The organism is Methanofervidicoccus abyssi, assembly GCF_004310395.1.
In the GTDB taxonomy this organism is placed as follows: domain Archaea; phylum AGJL01; class Methanococci; order Methanococcales; family Methanococcaceae; genus Methanofervidicoccus; species Methanofervidicoccus abyssi.
On the sequence record NZ_BFAX01000005.1, the window covers coordinates 54,048 to 74,660 of the forward strand.

Annotated in this window: 20 protein-coding genes; 6 read left to right on the forward strand and 14 right to left on the reverse strand. The window is 34.3% G+C overall.

All coding sequences use genetic code 11. The features are described 5' to 3' along the window. Positions 1–138 precede the first annotated feature (138 nt). Positions 139–1,218 carry a DUF123 domain-containing protein gene (locus MHHB_RS06335; RefSeq protein ID WP_192893837.1) on the forward strand — a complete coding sequence of 360 codons (1,080 nt, stop codon included), beginning with the start codon at positions 139–141 and terminating at the stop codon, positions 1,216–1,218. Between the two features lie 289 nt (positions 1,219–1,507). Here the strand turns inward: MHHB_RS06335 and MHHB_RS06340 are convergent, their stop codons facing one another. From MHHB_RS06340 to MHHB_RS06355, 4 genes are all read right to left on the reverse strand, one after another. Beyond that, positions 1,508–2,371, reverse strand: coding sequence for a fumarate hydratase (locus MHHB_RS06340; RefSeq protein WP_229701942.1), 864 nt, complete (start codon positions 2,369–2,371; stop codon positions 1,508–1,510). 14 nt (positions 2,372–2,385) lie between these two features. Continuing rightward, the gene (locus MHHB_RS06345; protein ID WP_131007835.1) at positions 2,386–3,231 is read right to left on the reverse strand and encodes a CBS domain-containing protein; all 846 of its coding nucleotides are present in this window, start codon (positions 3,229–3,231) and stop codon (positions 2,386–2,388) included. Between the two features lie 67 nt (positions 3,232–3,298). Beyond that, positions 3,299–3,850, reverse strand: coding sequence for a CBS domain-containing protein (locus tag MHHB_RS06350; protein ID WP_192893838.1), 552 nt, complete (start codon positions 3,848–3,850; stop codon positions 3,299–3,301). A gap of 89 nt (positions 3,851–3,939) precedes the next feature. Then, complete coding sequence (locus MHHB_RS06355) at positions 3,940–4,455, reverse strand: 6-carboxytetrahydropterin synthase (protein WP_131007836.1); 516 nt, start codon at positions 4,453–4,455, stop codon at positions 3,940–3,942. A 196-nt stretch (positions 4,456–4,651) separates the two neighbouring features. Between MHHB_RS06355 and MHHB_RS06360 the strand changes: the two genes are divergently transcribed. Both MHHB_RS06360 and pfkC read left to right on the forward strand, forming a co-directional pair. Beyond that, positions 4,652–5,833: a cation:proton antiporter gene (locus MHHB_RS06360; RefSeq protein WP_131007837.1), complete on the forward strand. Its 1,182-nt coding sequence runs from the start codon at positions 4,652–4,654 to the stop codon at positions 5,831–5,833. A gap of 545 nt (positions 5,834–6,378) precedes the next feature. Next, complete coding sequence (gene pfkC, locus MHHB_RS06365) at positions 6,379–7,800, forward strand: ADP-specific phosphofructokinase (protein WP_131007838.1); 1,422 nt, start codon at positions 6,379–6,381, stop codon at positions 7,798–7,800. 19 nt (positions 7,801–7,819) lie between these two features. Here the strand turns inward: pfkC and MHHB_RS06370 are convergent, their stop codons facing one another. Then, positions 7,820–8,698 (reverse strand): MJ0548 connectase family domain-containing protein, encoded by an 879-nt coding sequence (locus MHHB_RS06370; protein ID WP_131007839.1) that lies wholly within the window; start codon positions 8,696–8,698, stop codon positions 7,820–7,822. Positions 8,699–8,780: 82 nt separating this feature from the next. Here MHHB_RS06370 and hypA point away from each other — a divergent pair, with 82 nt between their 5' ends. Continuing rightward, on the forward strand, positions 8,781–9,152 hold the full coding sequence (hypA, locus tag MHHB_RS06375; protein WP_131007840.1) for a hydrogenase maturation nickel metallochaperone HypA: 372 nt from the start codon (positions 8,781–8,783) through the stop codon (positions 9,150–9,152). A gap of 170 nt (positions 9,153–9,322) precedes the next feature. On the opposite strand, the gene MHHB_RS06380 is transcribed toward hypA, so the two are convergent. Then, positions 9,323–10,312, reverse strand: a complete 990-nt coding sequence (locus MHHB_RS06380) for an RNA-guided pseudouridylation complex pseudouridine synthase subunit Cbf5 (RefSeq protein WP_131007841.1) — start codon at positions 10,310–10,312, stop codon at positions 9,323–9,325. Between the two features lie 89 nt (positions 10,313–10,401). Further along, entirely contained in the window at positions 10,402–10,662 is a 261-nt protein-coding gene (locus tag MHHB_RS06385; RefSeq protein WP_131007842.1) for an AtpZ/AtpI family protein, read from the reverse strand. A gap of 341 nt (positions 10,663–11,003) precedes the next feature. Here MHHB_RS06385 and MHHB_RS06390 point away from each other — a divergent pair, with 341 nt between their 5' ends. After that, a complete protein-coding gene (locus MHHB_RS06390) occupies positions 11,004–11,570 on the forward strand; it encodes a KH domain-containing protein (RefSeq protein ID WP_394342777.1) in 567 nt (188 codons plus the stop codon). A gap of 11 nt (positions 11,571–11,581) precedes the next feature. Here MHHB_RS06390 and MHHB_RS06395 read toward each other — a convergent pair whose 3' ends face one another. From MHHB_RS06395 to recJ, 5 genes are all read right to left on the reverse strand, one after another. Continuing rightward, the gene (locus MHHB_RS06395) at positions 11,582–12,400 is read right to left on the reverse strand and encodes an RlmE family RNA methyltransferase (RefSeq protein ID WP_131007843.1); all 819 of its coding nucleotides are present in this window, start codon (positions 12,398–12,400) and stop codon (positions 11,582–11,584) included. Positions 12,401–12,418: 18 nt separating this feature from the next. Beyond that, positions 12,419–13,039, reverse strand: coding sequence for an L-threonylcarbamoyladenylate synthase (locus MHHB_RS06400; RefSeq protein ID WP_131007844.1), 621 nt, complete (start codon positions 13,037–13,039; stop codon positions 12,419–12,421). Between the two features lie 11 nt (positions 13,040–13,050). Next, positions 13,051–13,818 (reverse strand): S-methyl-5'-thioinosine phosphorylase, encoded by a 768-nt coding sequence (locus tag MHHB_RS06405; RefSeq protein ID WP_131007845.1) that lies wholly within the window; start codon positions 13,816–13,818, stop codon positions 13,051–13,053. A gap of 9 nt (positions 13,819–13,827) precedes the next feature. Further along, positions 13,828–14,253, reverse strand: coding sequence for a Tfx family DNA-binding protein (locus MHHB_RS06410; protein ID WP_131007846.1), 426 nt, complete (start codon positions 14,251–14,253; stop codon positions 13,828–13,830). Positions 14,254–14,784: 531 nt separating this feature from the next. Beyond that, the gene (recJ, locus tag MHHB_RS06415; RefSeq protein WP_131007847.1) at positions 14,785–16,206 is read right to left on the reverse strand and encodes a single-stranded-DNA-specific exonuclease RecJ; all 1,422 of its coding nucleotides are present in this window, start codon (positions 16,204–16,206) and stop codon (positions 14,785–14,787) included. 562 nt (positions 16,207–16,768) lie between these two features. On the opposite strand from recJ, the gene argH reads away from it, so the two are divergent. Further along, positions 16,769–18,229: an argininosuccinate lyase gene (argH, locus tag MHHB_RS06420; protein WP_268220705.1), complete on the forward strand. Its 1,461-nt coding sequence runs from the start codon at positions 16,769–16,771 to the stop codon at positions 18,227–18,229. A gap of 342 nt (positions 18,230–18,571) precedes the next feature. Here the strand turns inward: argH and MHHB_RS06425 are convergent, their stop codons facing one another. Next, on the reverse strand, positions 18,572–19,645 hold the full coding sequence (locus MHHB_RS06425; RefSeq protein WP_131007849.1) for a TIGR03576 family pyridoxal phosphate-dependent enzyme: 1,074 nt from the start codon (positions 19,643–19,645) through the stop codon (positions 18,572–18,574). Between the two features lie 431 nt (positions 19,646–20,076). Next, the gene (locus tag MHHB_RS06430; protein ID WP_229701943.1) at positions 20,077–20,358 is read right to left on the reverse strand and encodes a DUF2098 domain-containing protein; all 282 of its coding nucleotides are present in this window, start codon (positions 20,356–20,358) and stop codon (positions 20,077–20,079) included. Positions 20,359–20,613 lie beyond the last annotated feature (255 nt).

The following is a 20,613-nucleotide window of genomic DNA, read 5'->3' on the forward strand; positions in this document are numbered from 1 at the left end:
AGATCTTAAAAAATAGAAAAAATTATTATTAAACTAAAAAAATTAAGTATGAAACTTTGATAAGTGTTTGAAGATGGACCGGAAGACGGAGATTTATTGTCAGTTAAGATAACTTTTTTATAAGTTTAAGGGGTCCCTATGAATACTAAAGAAAATATCGAAGAAAGATTCCATACTTTTTTAGATATACTTAGTAAAAATTTAAAGGATATTCCTGCAGTTGAAAGAATATCTATGGAGAATGAAGATATAGAAGAAAAGGCCTTTAAGGTGCTTCTCTCCACTATACTTAGTGCTAGGACAAAGGATGAGATCACATTGGAAGTCTCGAAAAGATTGTTCAAAAGGGTAAAAACCCTTCAGGATCTAGTAGATATAGAGGAAGAAGAGTTAGAGAAACTTATATATCCAGTAGGCTTCTACAGGACTAAGGCAAGATATCTAAAGAAATTAGGGAAGATATTAATAGAAGAATTTCAAGGTAAAGTTCCAAGTAGGTTGGAGGATCTTATAAAACTACCTGGTGTTGGGAGAAAGACTGGAAACTTAGTAATCACCTTGGCATACAACGATTATGGTATATGTGTAGACACCCATGTCCATAGGATATGCAACAGATGGGAGTATATAGATACTGAGACACCTGAAGATAGTGAGATGGAGTTGAGGAAGAAACTTCCAAAGAAATACTGGAAGATCATAAACATGCTACTTGTAAACTATGGCAAAAAGGTATGCTCTCCAATTCCAAAGTGTCATCTATGTATCGAAGAGATAAAGGAATTATGTCCCTACTACCATAAGATACAACGTATAGAGAAGGTACTAAAAAAATACAAGTTTAGAAGAGTTTCAAAAAACAACATCCCGGACAAAAAGGGTACTTACATCTTAAAGATAATGTTAAAGGAGTCTAGGAATATTAAATATGGAAAAAATACAAAAAAGTTTAAAAAGGGTTATTATTTCTACGTGGGATCTGCTATGGGGGAGAAGAATAACCTGCGGAGAAGGATAGAAAGACATCTAAGAGAAGATAAGAAACTCCACTGGCATATAGATTATCTACTACAGTACGGCACGATAAAGGAAGTATATATCTCAGAGGAAGGTATAGAGTGTGAAGTGTCTAAGGAGTTAAGTTTCCTTGAGAGTGTGGAAGGCTTTGGATCTTCAGATTGTGGTTGCAGAAGTCATCTTTTCTATCTGAAGATTTAAGTTCAGTTAAATAAAATCCTGTGCTCATTGGAAATTTTATAAAAATGGATAAAACCCGTTCCCATCAAGACAGTGGTTAAAGAACTATAAAATTTGAAGATATCAGAGAGATCATCCTTCTCAGTATTCTGGACAAATAATATATCCTATAGAAAATAAAAATACTGTCTCCTGGGCTAAACTGGACAGTGGAGAAACAGATGAGATTTCTTTTTTTCTTTTTTCCTATTTTTTATTATTTTTATTTTATTATTCTTTTTATTATTTTAATAGGGACAAGGTTTATCATTTAGATCTTCAAGATCTTCTTAGCCCACCTGTGTGCCCAACACTGAATACAGACTCCAACTGGTAGAGATGCAGTGTGACATCCCATATACTCTATAAATACATCTAACGCCGTAATACTCCCTCCAAGTCCCATGGTTCCAATACCTAACTTATTGATATCTTCCAAGAGTTCCCTCTCCAACTTTGCAATATTTTTATTGGAGTGTCTCCCTCCTATTCTCCTTAAAAGCGCTTTCTTTGCAAGTTTTAGGGCTATATCTCCAGTACCTCCTACACCTACACCTAATATTATAGGTGGGCAGGGTTTTCCCCCAGCATTAACTACCGTTTCCAATACAAATTTTTTTATACCTTCTATACCTTCTGCAGGAGTTAACATCTTAAGGGCACTCATATTTTCACTACCGGCCCCCTTGGGAAGCACCTTTATCTCTATTTCTCTATCTAACTTATCATCTACTTCTATATCCACCAAGGGAAATCCCAGTCCAATGTTTGTTTTAAGGTTCTCCCTTGTAAAGGGATTTACCACGTTAGGTCGTAAAGGGATCTCCTCAGTTGCTCTAATTACACCTTCCTTTATTCCATTTAAAATATGGATGATCTCAGAAGAAGATATGTTCTTTCCCACCTTTAGAAATACAAGAGGAACCCCCGTATCCTGACAGAGGGGAATAGAATTATTCTTAGCAACCTCTATATTCTTCAGAATAGCTTTTAAGATACTCTTTGAGATCTCATTCTCCTCTCTCTCCATGGCAGATATGAGGGCTTTCTCCACATCTTCAGGCACAGTAGTGGCCGTTTCTCTGAAGAGTTTCACCACCACATCTGGTATATCTTCTATACCTTCGCTTTTCACAGTACCACCTAAAATCAATAGAGATCTCTGAGGAATGCTATAATATCCTTCTCTGTTATTATACCTACTAAGTTATCCCTGTCCTCCACAACTGGAAGAGCCCCTATACTACCTTTGATCATAATCTCTGCAGTACTCTTAAGAGAGTCGTCCTTACACACTCTCAATGGGTCTTTGGTCATTACTTCCTCCACTCTCACATTTGTTATCTCTTTAACATTTCCTGTAATCATATGGTTGAAAGCCCAGTCGCTACCTAACAGTCTTATAAAATCTGTAGATGTTACCATACCAACGAGTCTATCCTCGGATACCACCGGAAGTCTTCTAAACCCATTTCTCAACATAACCCTTGCTACATCTTTCAACCTCATTCCTGGAGTAGCCACTATTGGATCCTCTGTCATATAATCCTGGACAGTTTTTTCTTCTATTCTATCCATAAGATAGCGAATAATATCTCTCTCGGTTATAAGAGATATAAGTATATCCTCCTTATCAACAACAGGAATTCCCCCTACGTTCTTTTCAATAAATATCTCTATTACCTCCTCCAAAGGTGTAGATTCCCTAACACATATAGGGTCATTAGTCATTATCTTCTTTACAGGTTCATTTATTGCAGATAGGAGATTATGACGATGTTTAAACTTTACAAGGTTGTACTTGGATCCTCCTCCCATAAAATCCAGTATATCCATAGAAGTTACGATGCCTACAATTCTATCTGTACCCGCATCCACCACAGGTACTCTCCTAGTACCACTGTTGTTCATCTTCGACACAGCCTCTTTTATGGTGGTAGAAAGATATACTTTTACAATATCCTTTTTGTCCTTTATTACGCTCCCTACCTTCAATATCCCCCTCTTTAATTTTTAATTTTATATAATTATTATTATATAATTAAAGTATTTAATAAGGATCTTAAATACTGTCACTATCTATGCAATTTTCACAAACGTACTTTCCATTTACGTATCTCAGACGCCCCTGGTTACCACACACCTCACATACCCCGTATAAATATTCGTACTCCCTAGGATAATCCTCTTCATTTTTTATCTTAGATACTTCTATCATTATTTCAAAGATTTTTGGTGAGACAGATGTAATATCGCTAACGGTGATTATACCTAAGAGTTTTCCATTCTCAATTACCGGAAGTCTTTTGATATTCTTTTTAGCCATCAACTTCGCAGCATCTATCACTGAAGCCTTTGGAGATATGGATATAAGTTTTGGAGACACAATATCCTTAATTAAAATTTCTTTTGATCTCAGATTTCTTGCAACAACTTTGTGAACTAAGTCTTTCTCTGTGATTAACCCTATAGGCTCCATTGAATCATTTACCACTACTAAACATCCTATCTTTTTATTCTTGAGTATATTGGCAGCGTCGTAGGCAGTAGTACTCAACTTTACAGTCTCCACGGGAGTACTCATAACTTCACTTACACTTATGTCAAATTCCATACTACCACCATTTATAATTAATGAATAATAATATAATTAATAATAATTATTAATCATTATAATTTTTATTATTTTATTTTTGGTATTTATTAATTTTCAATCATTTTATTTAGATACACTCTGTTTGTCACCCCCTGTCCCAACTCCTCATAGAGTGTAACTTCAATCCACTCTATGTTATTACCCTCATTTAACTTGAGAAGATTTTCTTTAATAACCTCTGTTATATACACCGATAACTCCTCTGCAGTAATCCCTCTCAGTGGTAGAAGTAGAACGTCCTCTAAAGGGATCTTGTATTCCTTTTTACACTTTCCATAGCAGTATATAAAGTGTATATAATTTCCCTCGATAGTGTATTTCAGGTGTGGATGATCCCTGGGCAACAACAGTTTGTGGTCTAAACTCTTACATATCTCCTTCACCACTTTTTTTAACATTTTAAAATCTAAGATAAAACCAAATTCTCCAGAAGGTTCCCCACCTAATTTAACATCTACATAGTAAGTATGTCCATGTATAACTCCACAGGAATCATGTCCAAATACTATATGGGCAGATGAGAACCTCAATCCCAGATACAACCCCTTTAACTCCAATATCATCCTTTTCCTCTTTTTAGTTATTGTGTTAATTTTATTAATAATTTTAAATAATAATGGATAAGTATTTATATAACTCCTTGAAAAGTTGTAGAAGTTTTACCCTACAATTTCTCTCTATTATATAGCAAAGTCCTAACAGAAATTATGTAAAATGAAACCTATTAAGTACAAATACCTCACTACCTCTGGTGAAACTGTGGAGTTATATATAACGTTCTTTATTATAATAACCTCTATATTTTTAGCACCTATTATTTTAAAGAGATTTAATATACCTGGAATTACTGCTGTAATGTTAGCAGGTATACTCATAGGTCCCTACGGTCTTGGAATCGTGAATGATATTGACGAATCTCTTAGAACATTCTCTACTTTTGGAGCCATATTTCTAATGTTCTTGGCTGGAATGGAAGTAGACAATGAAACTTTAATTAGAGGATTTAAAAATTCTCTATTTATCTCTTTCTTTTCTGCTATAATATGTGGTATTGGAGGGTACTATATAGGAAGTCTCTTAGGTCTTAACCACTTAGGAGCCCTACTGTACAGTATTATGTTTGCCTCGAACTCTGTAGGAGTAGTCTATGCTCTACTGAACGAGTTGGATATGACGAAGTCGAAATTTGGAACTGTACTCCTGGGAGCTGTTGTGCTATCTGAAGTACTGGGAATGATGCTATTGGCAATAGTATCCAAGATCAGTTTAAATCAGGGGCTGGAGACATCTGTATTATTTATTCTACAGGAGTTACTCTACATCTTAGGATTATTACTTCTAATTCCCTTTATAACAAAGAAGATATTTAAGAAATTTGAAAACCTTCATTGTAGAAAGATACATTTTGTACTCCTGATAATACTTATCTCCATACTCATTGGGGAGTATGTGGGAATGCATCCTATGATATGTGCATTTATCACAGGTGTAGCTGTATCTGAGGCTCTAACTAAGGAAGAGCATGACAATATCCTCAACAGTAATCTAAACGCCATAGGCTACAGTTTCTTTATACCTATCTTTTTCCTTACCTTAGGTATGAACACAGACATAAGAATATTGCTAAACTTGGATAACTTAGGAATACTCGTTAGTACATTGGGGGGTTTTATGGTTTTAAAAACCATATCTGGATACCTTTCCTTTAAGATAATAGGTTACGATAGATTGAGAAGTCTTTATGGAGGTCTGTTGACAATTCCTCAGATTTCAGCTCCACTTGTTGTAGCTTCTGTTGGAATGGATTTAGGTGTGATACCACATAGTTTCTATGTAACTATAATTATAATGATGCTTTTAACCTCCATCATAGCCCCGATAGTTATTAAGTATATGGTGGATAGATATCCTCTACCAAGTATAGGTAATATCAAAAAATAAAAAATAAAAGAGAGACTATCTTTCTTTCGGATGTCTCTGGGTACTAAAGAATCTTATTTGTAACATTTAATAAAATAATATATATAACAAAATAAAAAGTAAAAAAATAATAATATAGATAAAAAAGTAAATATAATCCATCTCTGAAAATCGAGCACTGGAAAAATAGGTAAAATTCCTGTCAAATCTTTTTTAGGAGTTTTTTTATACTTTTTAATAAAACTCTTTAAGAAGAAGGTTAACCTGCTTCTCCAGTATATAGTGTAGTTTAGTGGATAAACGTTATATTTTTACTTTTCCTGAATTTTTCTTTATTTAGTTTAATCTTATTGTTTTTTATTAGAGATCTTAGAAGGTGTTATTGAAAAGTTTTTCATTATACTATATTATTTTAATTATTTTAACTATATTATTTTATATATTTTTATTTAAGAATTAGGATTTAAGATAATTTCAGACACATTTCAAAAAACGTACGCAATATTTTATTACAAACTAAAATAAATTACTAATTTAAAATTCTTCACTCGATCTTGGTGAAAGATATGAAGGACAGAGAAATCCCATACATTAAAATTCTACAACTTATAAAGAATTTTTTTAACATCAGTATATTCTTAGCTTACAATGCCAATGTAGATGCTATAAAGATCTTTAAAGATGGAAAAGAGGTGGAAGAATTAATAAATCAGTTCTCAGTGGAGGAGATACTGAAAAGTATAGAAAGGTATCCTAGAAAGATAAAAAGCCCCTTAGATTTCATGGGAAGGTTAATACACAGTATGAAGTATGGAAAACCTGCTGAGGTACCTATGGTAGAGGATAACTCCCTAAATAGATGGTTCGATAGTATGAAGTACGATGAAGAGAGGATAGGGGGGCAGGTTGGAATAATCTCTAACCTACTATCTATCTTAAACCTGAAGAGAATTATAGCCTACACACCTCTCCTATCAAAAAAGCAGGCTGAGATGTTTAATAACAATGATAATCTACTATACCCAACAGTTCTCAATGGAAAACTCATCCTAAGAAAACCTATAGAAGTATACAGAGAAGAAGATCCTATTAAGATAAACCGTATCTTTGAATATAGAAAAGGTATAGAATTTTCTCTTGGGGAGGAAAGGATAAAAACGCCCTATGCAAGTAGGTTCATTGTCGCATCAAGGCCTGACAGTTTTAGGATAGAAATTAGAGAAGATCTAAGAGACAAGTTACCGGAAATTGGAGAAATGGTAGATTGTGCTATTCTTTCGGGATATCAGGGGATAAAGGAGAAATATTCGGATGGAAAAGATGATCTTTACTACATTGAGAGAGCCCAGGAGGATATAGACTTACTGAGAAGGAATAAAAATATAAAGATACACTTAGAGTTTGCCTCTATCCAGAGTAAGAGACTTAGAAAGATGATTGTGGATAAAATAGTCTCTAAGGTAGATTCTTTAGGAATGGATGAGACTGAAATAGCCAACGTTATCCACGTTATGGGCTACGAAAATCTAAGTAACAACATAATAAAAAACAGTTCGTTGGAGGATATCCTTTATGCCTCAAAAATACTCCTTGAGAGTTACAGTAACTTAGAAGTTGTACAGGTTCATACACTCTACTACATACTTTACCTCTGTAAAGGAAATGTTCCTTTGGAAGAGAGTGAACTTGAAGAAACTTTGGAGTTGGCCACAGTTTTAGCAAGTACAAAGGCTAAATTAGGTAAAATATCCTCACTTGAAGATCTGAAGGAAGGTATAAAGATACCTTACAATAGATACTGGAGGTTGTTTAGGAAGATTGTAGAAGATCTAAGAGCGAGTCCAGAATACAGAGATTACAAGATTGCACTGGTACCTACAAGATTAGTAGAGAATCCTAAATCCACAGTGGGACTAGGGGATACTATCTCTTCTGGAGCCTTTGTTGGATACATCTCTCTTTTAAAAAACAAAGGATATCTAAATTAATACATACTTAATATACTTATTACTTTCTGCATATTATATAATTCGTCTTAAGTATGGCATCCTTGCCTTTTACCTTCAAGGTACCATTTTCTATCACTACTATATCTCCATCTTCCACATCTCCCTCAATCTCTATCTCTCTAAATTGTCTTGGATTTGGACATATTTTATCTATTGCTAAATGATCCTCATTTAGGACAAGTTTTCCATCTTTTATAATACCAACCTCTCCGTTGTTCTCGATCTTATCCACGATAGCCAACACCTTTCTAAAATCTATCATCTTCTGTCTTAACTCCTCCCTGTACCTCCTTAATTCCTCTAAATCTTCTTCAATAACCTTCTCCAGATCCTTTTCTCCCTCATCTATATATAAAATATCGAAATCCTTGGAAGACGTTGGACCTCTACAACATCTCTTTAATACTCCCTCGATAACATCCTTCACCTCCCCAATACCCATCCTGGTAAAGTCGTACATGTATTTTCTCAATTCCTTTCTGGCTATCTCTTTCAAATGTTTATTTCCAAAGATAATAACACCATTACCTCTCTTTACAGACTTACCTATAACATCGTCATTTAGTATATCCACAATAACACACATTCCCTTAGTTAAATACATTCTCCTCCTACGTGAATCTGCGCCTATAGATCTAACCTCCCCAACTAACGTGTTGTTTATCTTCTTCACTTTAACTCTTTCATCTTCTATATACACTTTAACTCCTAACTCCTCAGCAACCTTCTTTAACTCTTCCTCATCTTTAATCTTTCCAGAGTATAGTTTTTTCTCCAACTCCTCTCTTTTCTTAGGATCACCTCTGAATATAATGTTTCTCTTGTCTCCCCCAATCACAGCACCGTTATTTCCGTAATATCCTATTACAATACTCATCTCCATCACCAAAAATAATCTATAAAAATAATTAGAATTTGTTATTTTAATTTTTTATTATTATTTAATAAAAGGTGTAAATATGCACGAGTTATCCTATGCCACTTCGATGTTAAATACTATCTTAGATACAGTAAAAAACCACAATTTCAAAAATGTCAAAAGAGTAAGTAAGATAAATCTGGAGATTGGAGAGTTAACATTTATAAACGTGGAGCAGTTGAAGTTCGCCTTCGAGGTGATCTCCAAATCTACCATATGTGAAGGGGCCGAGATAGAGGTAAAGTTTATAAAGCCTTATATAGTATGTAATCACTGTGGATATAGAGGAGAATTGGATACTGTAGATGACGTTATTATAAGTTGTCCAAAATGTGGCAGTCCGTCATTGAAGATAGAAGGAGGTAAGGAATTCAACATAAAGAATATAACTGTTGAGTTTGAAGAGGAGTAAGTATATATATTTTTATCTTCTTGTTGTTATTTTTAACCCTTCCAGTTTCCTATTAAAAATATAAAACTAATAACAATTATAAAAGATATTACAAAAATAATAAAAATAGAAAATAAGTTTAAAAAATGATCTCGTTGTTATTCTCTACTACTAATTTTATTAAAATTACTTTACCTTTTTCCCCTCCATATCTTCGGATAGGTACCTCTCTTCATCAATACTCTTTCTGTATCTACCACTGGGTTGGTGTATTTCTTACCTTCTTTTCTAATCTTTAATATATCCTTCGTGCTTAGTAGTGACTTTCCTATCGCCACAGCCTCTCCTTTTAAGGTTTCTACCACTACAACTTCCCCAACTCCAATCCCTTTACTGATCTTAGAGATGCCACTTAGATAGACATCTGCACCATGACATATAGCATCTACTGCACTGTCTTTTACTACCACCTTCTTCAGATGTTGGAGTCCATACTCTAGAGGCTTAACTATCTTCCTAAGGTCTTCCTCATCTCCATCCTCCTGCCAAAATATATAGGCATCCTTTAGATCTTGGAGATATACAGCCTCATCTTCTGTAAATGGGCCACTTTTTATTCTCCGGAGTTCCTGCATATGGGCAGAAGTACCTAAGGCCTCTCCAATGTTCCTTGCAAGGGTCCTAATGTAAGTTCCAGATTGACATCTCACCTTAAATAGAATATCCCTTCCATCTATTTCCAATATCTCCATATCGTATATCTTCCTTATCCTCGGGTTTCTCTTTACAGCAGATTTCAAAGGAGGTCTTTGAATTATTCTCCCAGTGAATTCTTTAAATACTCTGTGGATGTCTTCTTCCTTTGCATCCCTGTGGAGGTGCATCAAACATATATACTCCTTTGGAAGGGCGTGCCAGAGTCGAATACATTTTGTAGAGTTCTCCAATGCCACAGGTAATACGCCGGTAACCTTAGGATCGAGTGTTCCTCCATGTCCTGCAAGGTTTATATTTAATATCTTCTTCACCCAGAGAGCTACCTCATGAGATGTGGGTCCAGAAGGTTTGTCTATAACTACGATACCATTTTTCAAAAGATTCTCAATAGGTCTTTTATAAGGATGATATCCATAGTTGTAGTTAGTCTCTGCTTCCTCTAAGGTTATGAGATCCAAAGTCATCACCAGGTTATTATAAAAATATATTAGTTATTTGGGATGGAATTTATAATATATTAATCAATTAATATATTGTCATGACACAAATATTCTTAGGGATTTTTTACTCTTATTTTATTATCGTTATTACTGTTTTTATTTTTGCTATAGGTTAAAAAATTATGTGCTTGGTCAAAAGATTTTTTTCTTATAAATCTCAATATACTTAAGAATGCCCAAAGTACTCCCAATAGAAACCCTACTACTACAAAGACACCGTTATTATACCTTTGATATAGAATATATCCAACAGATATACCTATCACTATATATAAAACAAATTCGTAGGCCAGTTGGAAGTATTCAAATCTCATACGTACCACAACATAACCTTACTTCCCATCAAAGTGATGGTTATTCAGTTCTTTTTCAATGTTTTATAATTTTTTAAACTCTCTTATTTTTATTCTTATTGTAATTATCAGGATTTTTCAATGGATAGTTCAATGGATAGCAGGTTTAAGAATTTTTTTATTTTATTATAAATATCGATATCTATAAGAAAACAGATATTCTATTTCCCACATAATCCTACTTTAATCCCAACTGTAATTCATATAACGATAAGTGAATACTATTATGCACTGTTTCGATGGAAATTAATATTAAATAGTATATTGTGTAAATATAATAACAAAAGATAAAAAGTGAAATTATGATGATAGGTAAGAATATAGAAGTTGTAAAAATACCAAAAGAAAGGATTGGGGTGTTAATTGGAAAAAAAGGAGAGGTAAAAAAGAAGATAGAGAAAGAATTGGGAGTTCAAATTAAAATTAACCAGGATGGAGAAGTAACTATCTCCTCAACGGAGGATACTAAGGATCCACTGGCTCTATGGAAGGGAAGGGATATTGTAAAGGCGATAGGAAGAGGTTTTAACCCAGAAAAGGCTCTAAAATTACTATCAGATGACTACGTCCTTGAGATCATAGACATATCAGATTATGCAAATACCTCTAACGCCCTTAGAAGACTCAAAGGTAGAGTTATAGGTAGTGGCGGAAAATCGAGAAGATACATAGAGGATCTGACAGATACCTACGTATCAGTTTATGGAAAGACTGTGGCGATATTGGGGGAGTACGAACCTGTCCAGGTAGCCAAGGAAGCTGTCAATATGATTCTCAGGGGATCTTCTCATGCAAAGATGTACAAATTCTTGGAGAGTCATAGAAGAGAGTTAAAGAGAAGAAATATGGAACTTTGGAAAAAGAATTAATCTTTTCAATATTATATAGTTTGTAAGGACTTAACCGTTTTTCTCATCTTCTTTATCTTTTTTATCAAGGATCCCTTTTCACCTTCCACTGTAAGTTTTACACCTCTGCTTTTATATCTATTTTTCTCTCTCCTTTCCTCTAATTCATCCTTACAAAGTGGACATTCTTTAACTAAGGTTAATACGGGGGATTCTATATTCATATCGAAAGTTTTTCCCAAAAATCCCTTCCCAATTACATACACCTCTGCACTACTCTCCCTTGATGCCCTTGGTTTACTGATATAAACCTTTTTAAAGTAATTCCTAACAAGATCCACATAATTGTTAAATAGATTGCCTTGGAAGACCTTAACTACGAAATTACCATCCTTCTTTAAAAGTTTAGTGGCCAATATAAGAGACACTGTGGTAAGCTCTACAGACTTACTGTGATCCACGTCCCAAACTCCGGTTATATTTGGGGAAGCATCTGATATCACAACATCTGCCTTGGAAGGTAGATGGGAGGTTATCTTCTCCAAAGTCTCTCTCTTAGTCATATCTCCTCTGATAGTGATCACGTTATCGTAACCTAGTGGTTTAACACTCTGGAGATCCACACCTACTACAAATCCTCCCTCTCCTACTATAGATCTTGCAGCCTGTAACCATCCTCCTGGAGCACATCCTAAATCAACAACAATATCGTCTTCCTTTATAATCCTGAACTTTTCATTCAACTGTAGGAGTTTATATACTGCCCTGGAACGGTACTTGTTTTTCTTTGCAAGTTGATAGTATAGATCTTTCTTTCTCTGGAGTATCCATCTTTTATCCTTTCTTCCCATAATATCACCTTCTCTGTTTCACTCTTCTTCCACAACCTTCTTTATCTCCCCGAAATCCACTGCTCCTTCCCTTATAAGTTCCACCTTACCATCTACAACCTTGATTACAGTAGAGGGTCTTCTATAGGGACATACCCCCGTATCTATTATTAAATCTACTCTCTCTTTTATTCTATCATCTATCTCTTCAAAGGATGTTGGTGGTCTCTCCCTACTTATATTTGCACTTGTGGCAGTTAGTGGCACTATAGAGAGTTCCCTTACTATTTCACTCTTAGGCACCCTTATACCGACGTAATCTTTTGATAGGGCATCTGGAATAATATCTTTTTTCTTCAGTACTATGGTCAGAGGGCCAGGAAGAAATCTCTCTACAATCTTTCTACCTGTGTCATCCAGGTAAGCGTATCTTTTAATATCTTCAGTACTTCTCAGAAAGATAGATACAGGTTTTCCCCTCTCCCTCTCCTTTATACTATACACCTTTTCAAGGGCAGATTCATCTAAGGCATTTGCACATAAACCGTATAGTGTATCTGTCCCACAGATGAATACCTTACCTTCTAGTATGATCTTTTTGATATAGTGAAAGTGTCTCTTCAACTCCTCAAGTGTTCTTATCTTAAGTACCTTTACCATACATCCACCTTCTATTTAACAGTACCGTACTCCAAAGCCATTGAGCATTGGCAATTTTTTTCCCTACTGGAGGAGTACTCTATAAAATCCTCCACTATATTTACTAACTTCTTTTCTACCTTCTTTATAATTTCAAAAACCTCGCCTACAGTTAGTTTACTTTTAGATATCCCCGCAGCGTAGTTTGTCACGGTACAGAGTGAAGCATAGCATAATCCTAACTCTTTAGCAAGTACCACTTCAGGATAACCTGTCATACCCACAACATCTCCCAACGTCCTGTAGAATCTTATCTCAGACTTCGTCTCAAACCTTGGTCCCTCTGTACAGATATATACTCCTTCACTGTACTGATAATCCCTCTTATTCAGTATCTCCCTTAGGATATCCACGATCTCTGGACAGTAAGGTTCCGAAAGATCTATATGCACTACCTTACCGTCTTCACCGTCGTAGTAGGTAGATATTCTATTCTTAGTGAATTCCATGAAGTCCTGCGGTATAAAGAAAGTTCCAGGTTTAATATGCTCTTTTAAAGAACCAACGGAATTTATACTTAAGATTCTTTCTACCCCTAAAATCTTCAATGCGTATATATTGGCTCTGTAGTTTATCCTGTGGGGCGGAATACTGTGATTCAAACCATGTCTAAACAGTAGCACTACTCCATCTTTCCTGTCTATCAATACTTTTACCTTTCCGTATCTTGTGTTTATTACTTCCTCTTTACCCATCCTTAGAACTGAAGATAATCCTGTTCCTCCTATTATACCTATTATACTATCACCTCACATCTCATGTAGAGTTTTACAATCTAGGAGAGAAATATCTCCATCTTCCAAGACGCTTACAACAAAAGGTTTTTTAACAATTCTTTTTTCTATATTATCTTTCATATTTCTATAGATGAGATCTATCAACTCCAAAGAGTTATATTTTACATGGATATTCAACTTATTGGATTCTTCGTATACTATTTTGGGGATTTGAAATACATCTGTGCCTTCTTTAACAGTCAATCTTAGAGGTGCAATTATACTTTCGTATATCCTCAAGGTATTTTTTGATTTCTCAATATTCTCCCTAGCTCTTTTCTCTATCATACATATATTTGCCTTGGTAGTATTCATTAAATTGGCTATCTCCTCCAAGGTTAGACCTTTCCTCCGTAGTTTCAATACCTTTATTTGGGTATCTGTTAGGAAAGATTCCATGTTATCCCTTCTTTTAATAACTTCAGGTTCATATAAAAATACAATACTTCAGGTTCATATAAAAATACAATTTAGAGTAAAAAATATATAAAGAAGTTTTTTTAAAAATTAAAAAAATATAACTCTACTTTTGAATATTAAGGGGATGATCCTCTGAATACCTCTCCTAATACTAACTAATTTCATCTTACTGTTCAGAAAAATCCTGAGATGTAGTTATGGTTTTATTTTTATTGATTATTTTATTTAGGATTTTTATTATATTTTTTATTATAATAATTAACCTTTAACATCCACAGAGTAATAATAACGATAAAAAAGAAGTGAAGTTATTAACTGTATCTATATCTTAAGAGGCTATAATTATCAGTATGATGAGAACTAAGGTTTTTAATAATTATTAACCAGTATAGAGCCTGTTAATTATATTAGTTTTAATTATATGTCGATCCAATCTTTTTCTTTACCACAATAACTATCTGGAGTATCATTCGATGTTGTACAACATGAAATTAAGATAATTTATTACAGTTAAAGTCTATTTTCTATATATTTTATGAAATCTTTTTTGTGAGGTATGTAGGCACCACAGGCAAATCTATGTCCCCCTCCAGTACCTCCTACCTTCATAGATGCGTAACTTATAGCATCTGCAAGGTTGATATCCGCGGCAAAGGTTAGTAGTTTTGGACATCTTCCAGATACCTTATATCCATTATCCTTCTCCTTTATGGCGAAGATAGGTTTCTTCCAATCTACGTCCTCTATAGAATAACTCATCCCTGTCACAATACCAACTATACCCTCATCCACCTTATTTTTCTCTATTTCAAAGTACTGAAATCTCTCTCTCTGTACAATCTCCACGTTATCCTTTATATATTTCAGAGCTCTAAATAGGTTCTTTTTATGTCTATTCAACATATATAACATTCTACTGTAATACTTTCCCCTATCCCCTTTCAGTACCTCTAAAGGAGTCACATAATCCTCATACCTGGAGCAGGCATTTATACATGTTGAGAACTCCTCTAAGTTTCTCAGGGGAGTCATCACCGTCTCTCCTCTGAACTCGTAACTCATACCAAATATTACCTTGGGAAGATACTTTATCCAAGATAAGGGGACGTACTTGTTACACCTACTTAGAAACTCACTCCCAATAACTCTCTTCTCCTCAAAGGATAGATTACAGATAGGTTCTCTAGGGTCTATCTCTAAGTTATACCTCCTATTTATCGTTTTTACAAAGTTCAATATCTTCGAATCATTGTTCATAAGGTCTGTTCTCACATCTGTAAAGTATTTTATAGATACAAACATAGGTCTAGTGTGTTTACCGTAGAATTGAAGATCTGGAAACTCTAAGATATCTCCTCTAGCTTTAGCATCCTCCAGTATCTCTCTATTCATCCCAACAAAACTTCCACCTAAGTTTTGAATATCTCCCACTGCCCCCAATATGGCATACTTTGCCAGGTCTGTATAGTTAGGATTACATAGCTTGGCGAATTTATAAGCTACTCCAGCCCCACAGATCTCCCTTCCCCCATCTAAGTTGTTGTTCCAGGGATTTACATGGATTATATTGTCAGGGATCTTACTATAGGCAGGTATATGGTGATCCAGTATAATTATACTGTGATCTCTACTATTCCATAGGTTGTACTCCTTTATCTTTTCATTTATAAGGTTAATCTGCCCACTACCTAAATCTGCAAAGATTATTAAGTTGTATTCTTTAAAAGGAATACTCTCCACTGTCACCATATTAAGTTGTTTTAGAAATTTAAATTCCCCCTCTATATTTAACCTGCTAAATAACTCCTCTAAGATAACCCTTGATGTAATACCGTCTGTATCAACATGAGTGTATACCAGTATATTTCCGTCCTTGTTTTTCATCAGTACTTCAACGGCTTTTCTTAGTTGAAATTCTATGGAAGTTTTCATATTTTAACACCTGTTTTAGATATATTCTTTAAAAAAGAGGTAAACATTGAAAATTACAAATGGATACAGTATAACAATAAAAAAGTTATAAATAGATTATACTTTTAGCATTATAATCATTTTAATATATACTTTCAGTTCCCATTATAGCAATAATAAAAATAATAAAGAACTGTATCTATGTCTCAACAAAATTTTTCTAAACACTAAAATATGATAGGAAATTCTGACAGAGAGATAGGAGCTATCCTACAATTTATTGTTAGAAGATTCAGAGGTAGAAGGAAAGATATATTTATATTCGGGATAGAGAGTTTTTATTTTTAATTTTTTTAACTATCACTTTGATGGGAAATTAGGATACAATAAGAAAAACATTTATCTGGTTACTCTCGAAGATTTATTTATGGATTTTTAATTATCATTTATTTTTATTTAAATTTGATCTATAACTTATTATTAACTTTATTATTTTTTTATTGATTATTATATTTATTTTAATTATTTAGTGTACGAGATGTTAATATTTGTTAGATTTCTTAAAATAAATCCAGGTGATACCTTGAACAAAAATATATTAAGAAGAGGACGTCTTTCCAATATTACAGAGAAAAAGGTTATGGAGTATACCACCAGTTTATCCTTCGACAGGGACATATTTGAAAGTGATATCTTATGTGATATTGCCCATACTAAGATGTTGATGGAGAAGAAGATCATCCCAGAAGAAGATGCCAGAAAGATAATAGAAGAACTTATAAAGATACTGAAAGAGGGCATAGATGCCTTAGATCTAGATCCCTCCTTAGAAGATATTCATATGGTAATCGAAAACGAACTTATAAGAAGACTTGGAGAAGATGTTGCAGGGAAGATGCACACCGGTAGAAGTAGAAACGATCAGGTTGCAACAGATATAAGGTTAACATTAAGGGAAAAAATACTCCTTATATTAAAGAAACTTATTAATTTAGAGAAAACTCTACTTTCTATGGCAGGAAAACATGTAGAAACTCTCTTCGTAGGATACACCCATTTACAGCATGCTCAGCCTACAACCTATGGACACCATCTACTAAGTTACGTCTCCATGCTTGAAAGGGATATCCATAGACTACTGGATGCATATAAAAGGATAAATATCTCACCTTTAGGATGTGGAGCCATGGCTACAACAGGTTTCAACATAGATAGAAAAAGAACTATGGAGTTGTTGGGATTTGATGGTCTCATTGAGAACTCCATGGACGGAGTCTCTACAAGGGATTTTATCTTAGAAGTTATGGCAGATCTCTCCATCCTTGGAACTAACCTATCTAAGATATGTGAAGAGTTGATACTTTTCTCCACCTACGAGTTTGGAGTTATAGAGTTGTCAGATACTTACACTTCTACATCTTCAATTATGCCCCAAAAGAAGAACCCAGATGTTGCAGAGATCGCCAGGGCAAAACTTTCTACCTTGAATGGAAACCTTGTCACCGTACTTACCATATTAAAGGCACTTCCAAATACCTACAACAGGGATCTACAGGAAGTAACACCTCATCTCTGGAATAGTGTATATACTACCCTAGATACCATAGAGATGGTAGAAGAGATGATAAAGACATTGAAGGTTAATAAAAATAGAATGAAAGAGTTAGCAGAAGGCAACTACTCCACTGCAACTGAGTTGGCAGATGTCCTTGTAAGGGAGTGTAATATATCCTTTAGAACTGCCCATGGGATAGTAGGAGAGGCTGTCAGAAAATCTATAGAGGAGAAAATAGATCTTGCTGAGGCTGTGGAAGATGTGCTTAGAGGATACAACTTAAAGTTGGAGAGGGAGAAGATAGAGAAGGCATTAGATCCCATGGAAAATGTAAAGGTAAGGAAGGTTATAGGAGGTCCAGCTCCTGAGGAAGTTAGACGGGCTATAAGATCTTACTACAGTAGGATGGAAGATTACGAGAAGAATGTAGAAAGTAAGATAGAGAAGATCAGGGAAGTAAAGGATAAGTTGTTAAAGTTAAATTCTTAGGAGATATGATATGATCATTAAATTTTATCCTTCTCATTAAATAATGATTAAAAAATAATAAAAAAAATAAAAAACTCACCATCCATTAAAAAATGATGGATTAATAATTGTAAATTTATCAGAAATCCGCCACATAGCAGTAAGACCCTACTTTTTCACCTGATAAACCCCTATTAAGTTGTTTTATCAGATCTTTGGAAAGGAATAGATTCTCTGATATCTTCCAATATGCATAAGTTTAATAATATTATTTTCATTTTTATTGATATTATTTTTTTATAGAATTTTTGTTATTCTTTTCTTTAATTTTAAATAGAATTAAGATTTACTTCCTTACTGTTTTTATTCTCTGATTTCCCTATAGGAATTTACTATAGCATTAAGAATATACTCGTTAGATATCCTATAAGCATCCTTGGAACAGAAGTCTATTCTTAAAGTTTTACTAGCCCCAGGCATACCTGCTGCAGTGATGGTTATTATACCGTAGTCCTCCAAGAGTTTCAGTGCTAACTGAATGGATTCTTCCTCCGAGAGTGATGTAAGGAGAAACCCAGTGGGTGTTCTTTCAACTTTAATACCTATTGAAATCAGTGGTGTTAGATCTATACTGTTGGCCCTGTTGAATGCCTCCTTCAATTTTTGGAGGTCGAAACTTTCCAATGCATTCACCATACCTGCTAAAACTGGTGCCTGGGCCTCCAACCCATACTTTAAACCTTCCTCGTATATAATATCTATTAGATCTATATCTCCAGCCAGGAGTCCAGCTCTTGGTCCTTCCATTAATTTATCTGTACTTGTAACCACCAAATTGGCATTCAACTTCAAGGCAGGAGGTTGATTATAGAGTAACCTTAACCTTGCTCCCGAAGCATCATCAACAAAGGATATACTCTTTTTTTCATTACACTGAGAGATTATCTTCTTAAGACGTTTTAAATCTACTACTTTATGATCCATTGTCGCTCCAGTTATAACAGTTAAGGTATTTTTATCTATTCTATTCAGTATTTCATCTATATTATCACTCTCAAAGTATGGGATGTTGAATATTTTACAACTCCTTGGAATAGAGGGATGAGATGGTCTCTTTGGTAAGTAGTGTATCACCTTATCTATATCTTTGGATAGTGCTATTATGGTGGAAAGTATGGCCGAGGAGGTTCTGTTAAATCCCACAGCTCTATGGATTGTGGGATTGCCTCCTAAGTGTAAAAGTCCTGCTCTATTTAACTTCTCTGAGAATATAGCAGACCCTATATAAGTATCTAAGACATCTATATCAGTTTTTTTCAACTTAAATCCTCCACCGATACCTGTAAGGTCGTATAGATGGTCTCTACCTTTTTTTTCTATAATACTTGTTATTATTTCCCTAACCTTCTTTATTCTCTCTATCTCCGAATTTACCATAACTCCACCCATATCACTGTTATATTGAGTCGTAATACATAAACATTTTAAACTTACATCTTTCGAACTTCAACAGAGTTTTTTAATAATTGTACTAAAACAAGAATCTCCTGTTAATAGAAGTACTTCTTTATCAACTTGCTACCGTAGTCTGTTTTTGTAGTTGTGATGGTGAAGAACCCCATCTTTTTATTATGACACTTTTCTTCTCCTTTTACTATCACTCTTAAACTTATAAATATAATAAATAAAAAATTATCGATAAATAAACAAAAAAATACCCTAAGAAAAAAGAATAACAGAAATCCTATCCAGCTTTCCTAGTTGGGAGTATTCCATGAGATAACGGTGAAATTCTTACTATATAGAGAAATAAAAAAAGTAAGTTTTTAATCCCTTATTAAGATATTCATTCTTATCTCTGATAGTTCCTATCCAGCACCACAGGCGTCTATATTTGATTCTATCTCCTTTATATTTTCTTTCTCAAGGATATCTTCTATTTTCTCCTTAACTGTTCTATCCTTCTTCTTTTTATGTTCAATAACTTCCAATTTTTCAGGTCTATACATGAGGTTATTATCCAATAGTACCCAAATTTTCCCTTCCTTCTCTAATATATCTCTTACAATACCTTTGGTTCCTGTATTTATATATCTTACATAGGAGCCTATGGATATCTCTCTACTGTTCATATCCAGGGCTACAACCATTTTTTCACCTGAAATATTGTATTATCCATTATATACTTCTACAACATTTATATCCCTATCGTTCTAAACCTAAAAACAATACAATACTCTATACATGGCAAATATTATGCAATGGAATGATAACCTAAGTCAAAGACTTAGGTTGGATGTAAGCCTGCAACCAAGTGATACCTGGTAACGACCGGTGGCGACCGTACTCCATTTTAATTCCGGTTGATCCCGCCGGAGGCCACTGCTATTGGGGTCCGACTAAGC

Excerpts from the sequence above, each read along its gene's own strand:
- MHHB_RS06335 (WP_192893837.1), top strand. The coding sequence starts at position 139 with ATGAATACTAAAGAAAATATCGAAGAAAGATTCCATACTTTTTTAGAT.
- MHHB_RS06350 (WP_192893838.1), bottom strand. The coding sequence starts at position 3,850 with ATGGAATTTGACATAAGTGTAAGTGAAGTTATGAGTACTCCCGTGGAG.
- MHHB_RS06355 (WP_131007836.1), bottom strand. The coding sequence starts at position 4,455 with ATGATATTGGAGTTAAAGGGGTTGTATCTGGGATTGAGGTTCTCATCT.
- pfkC (WP_131007838.1), top strand. The coding sequence starts at position 6,379 with ATGAAGGACAGAGAAATCCCATACATTAAAATTCTACAACTTATAAAG.
- MHHB_RS06370 (WP_131007839.1), bottom strand. The coding sequence starts at position 8,698 with ATGAGTATTGTAATAGGATATTACGGAAATAACGGTGCTGTGATTGGG.
- hypA (WP_131007840.1), top strand. The coding sequence starts at position 8,781 with ATGCACGAGTTATCCTATGCCACTTCGATGTTAAATACTATCTTAGAT.
- MHHB_RS06380 (WP_131007841.1), bottom strand. The coding sequence starts at position 10,312 with ATGACTTTGGATCTCATAACCTTAGAGGAAGCAGAGACTAACTACAAC.
- MHHB_RS06385 (WP_131007842.1), bottom strand. The coding sequence starts at position 10,662 with ATGAGATTTGAATACTTCCAACTGGCCTACGAATTTGTTTTATATATA.
- MHHB_RS06390 (WP_394342777.1), top strand. The coding sequence starts at position 11,004 with ATGATGATAGGTAAGAATATAGAAGTTGTAAAAATACCAAAAGAAAGG.
- MHHB_RS06395 (WP_131007843.1), bottom strand. The coding sequence starts at position 12,400 with ATGGGAAGAAAGGATAAAAGATGGATACTCCAGAGAAAGAAAGATCTA.
- MHHB_RS06400 (WP_131007844.1), bottom strand. The coding sequence starts at position 13,039 with ATGGTAAAGGTACTTAAGATAAGAACACTTGAGGAGTTGAAGAGACAC.
- MHHB_RS06410 (WP_131007846.1), bottom strand. The coding sequence starts at position 14,253 with ATGGAATCTTTCCTAACAGATACCCAAATAAAGGTATTGAAACTACGG.
- recJ (WP_131007847.1), bottom strand. The coding sequence starts at position 16,206 with ATGAAAACTTCCATAGAATTTCAACTAAGAAAAGCCGTTGAAGTACTG.
- MHHB_RS06425 (WP_131007849.1), bottom strand. The coding sequence starts at position 19,645 with ATGGTAAATTCGGAGATAGAGAGAATAAAGAAGGTTAGGGAAATAATA.
- MHHB_RS06430 (WP_229701943.1), bottom strand. The coding sequence starts at position 20,358 with ATGGTTGTAGCCCTGGATATGAACAGTAGAGAGATATCCATAGGCTCC.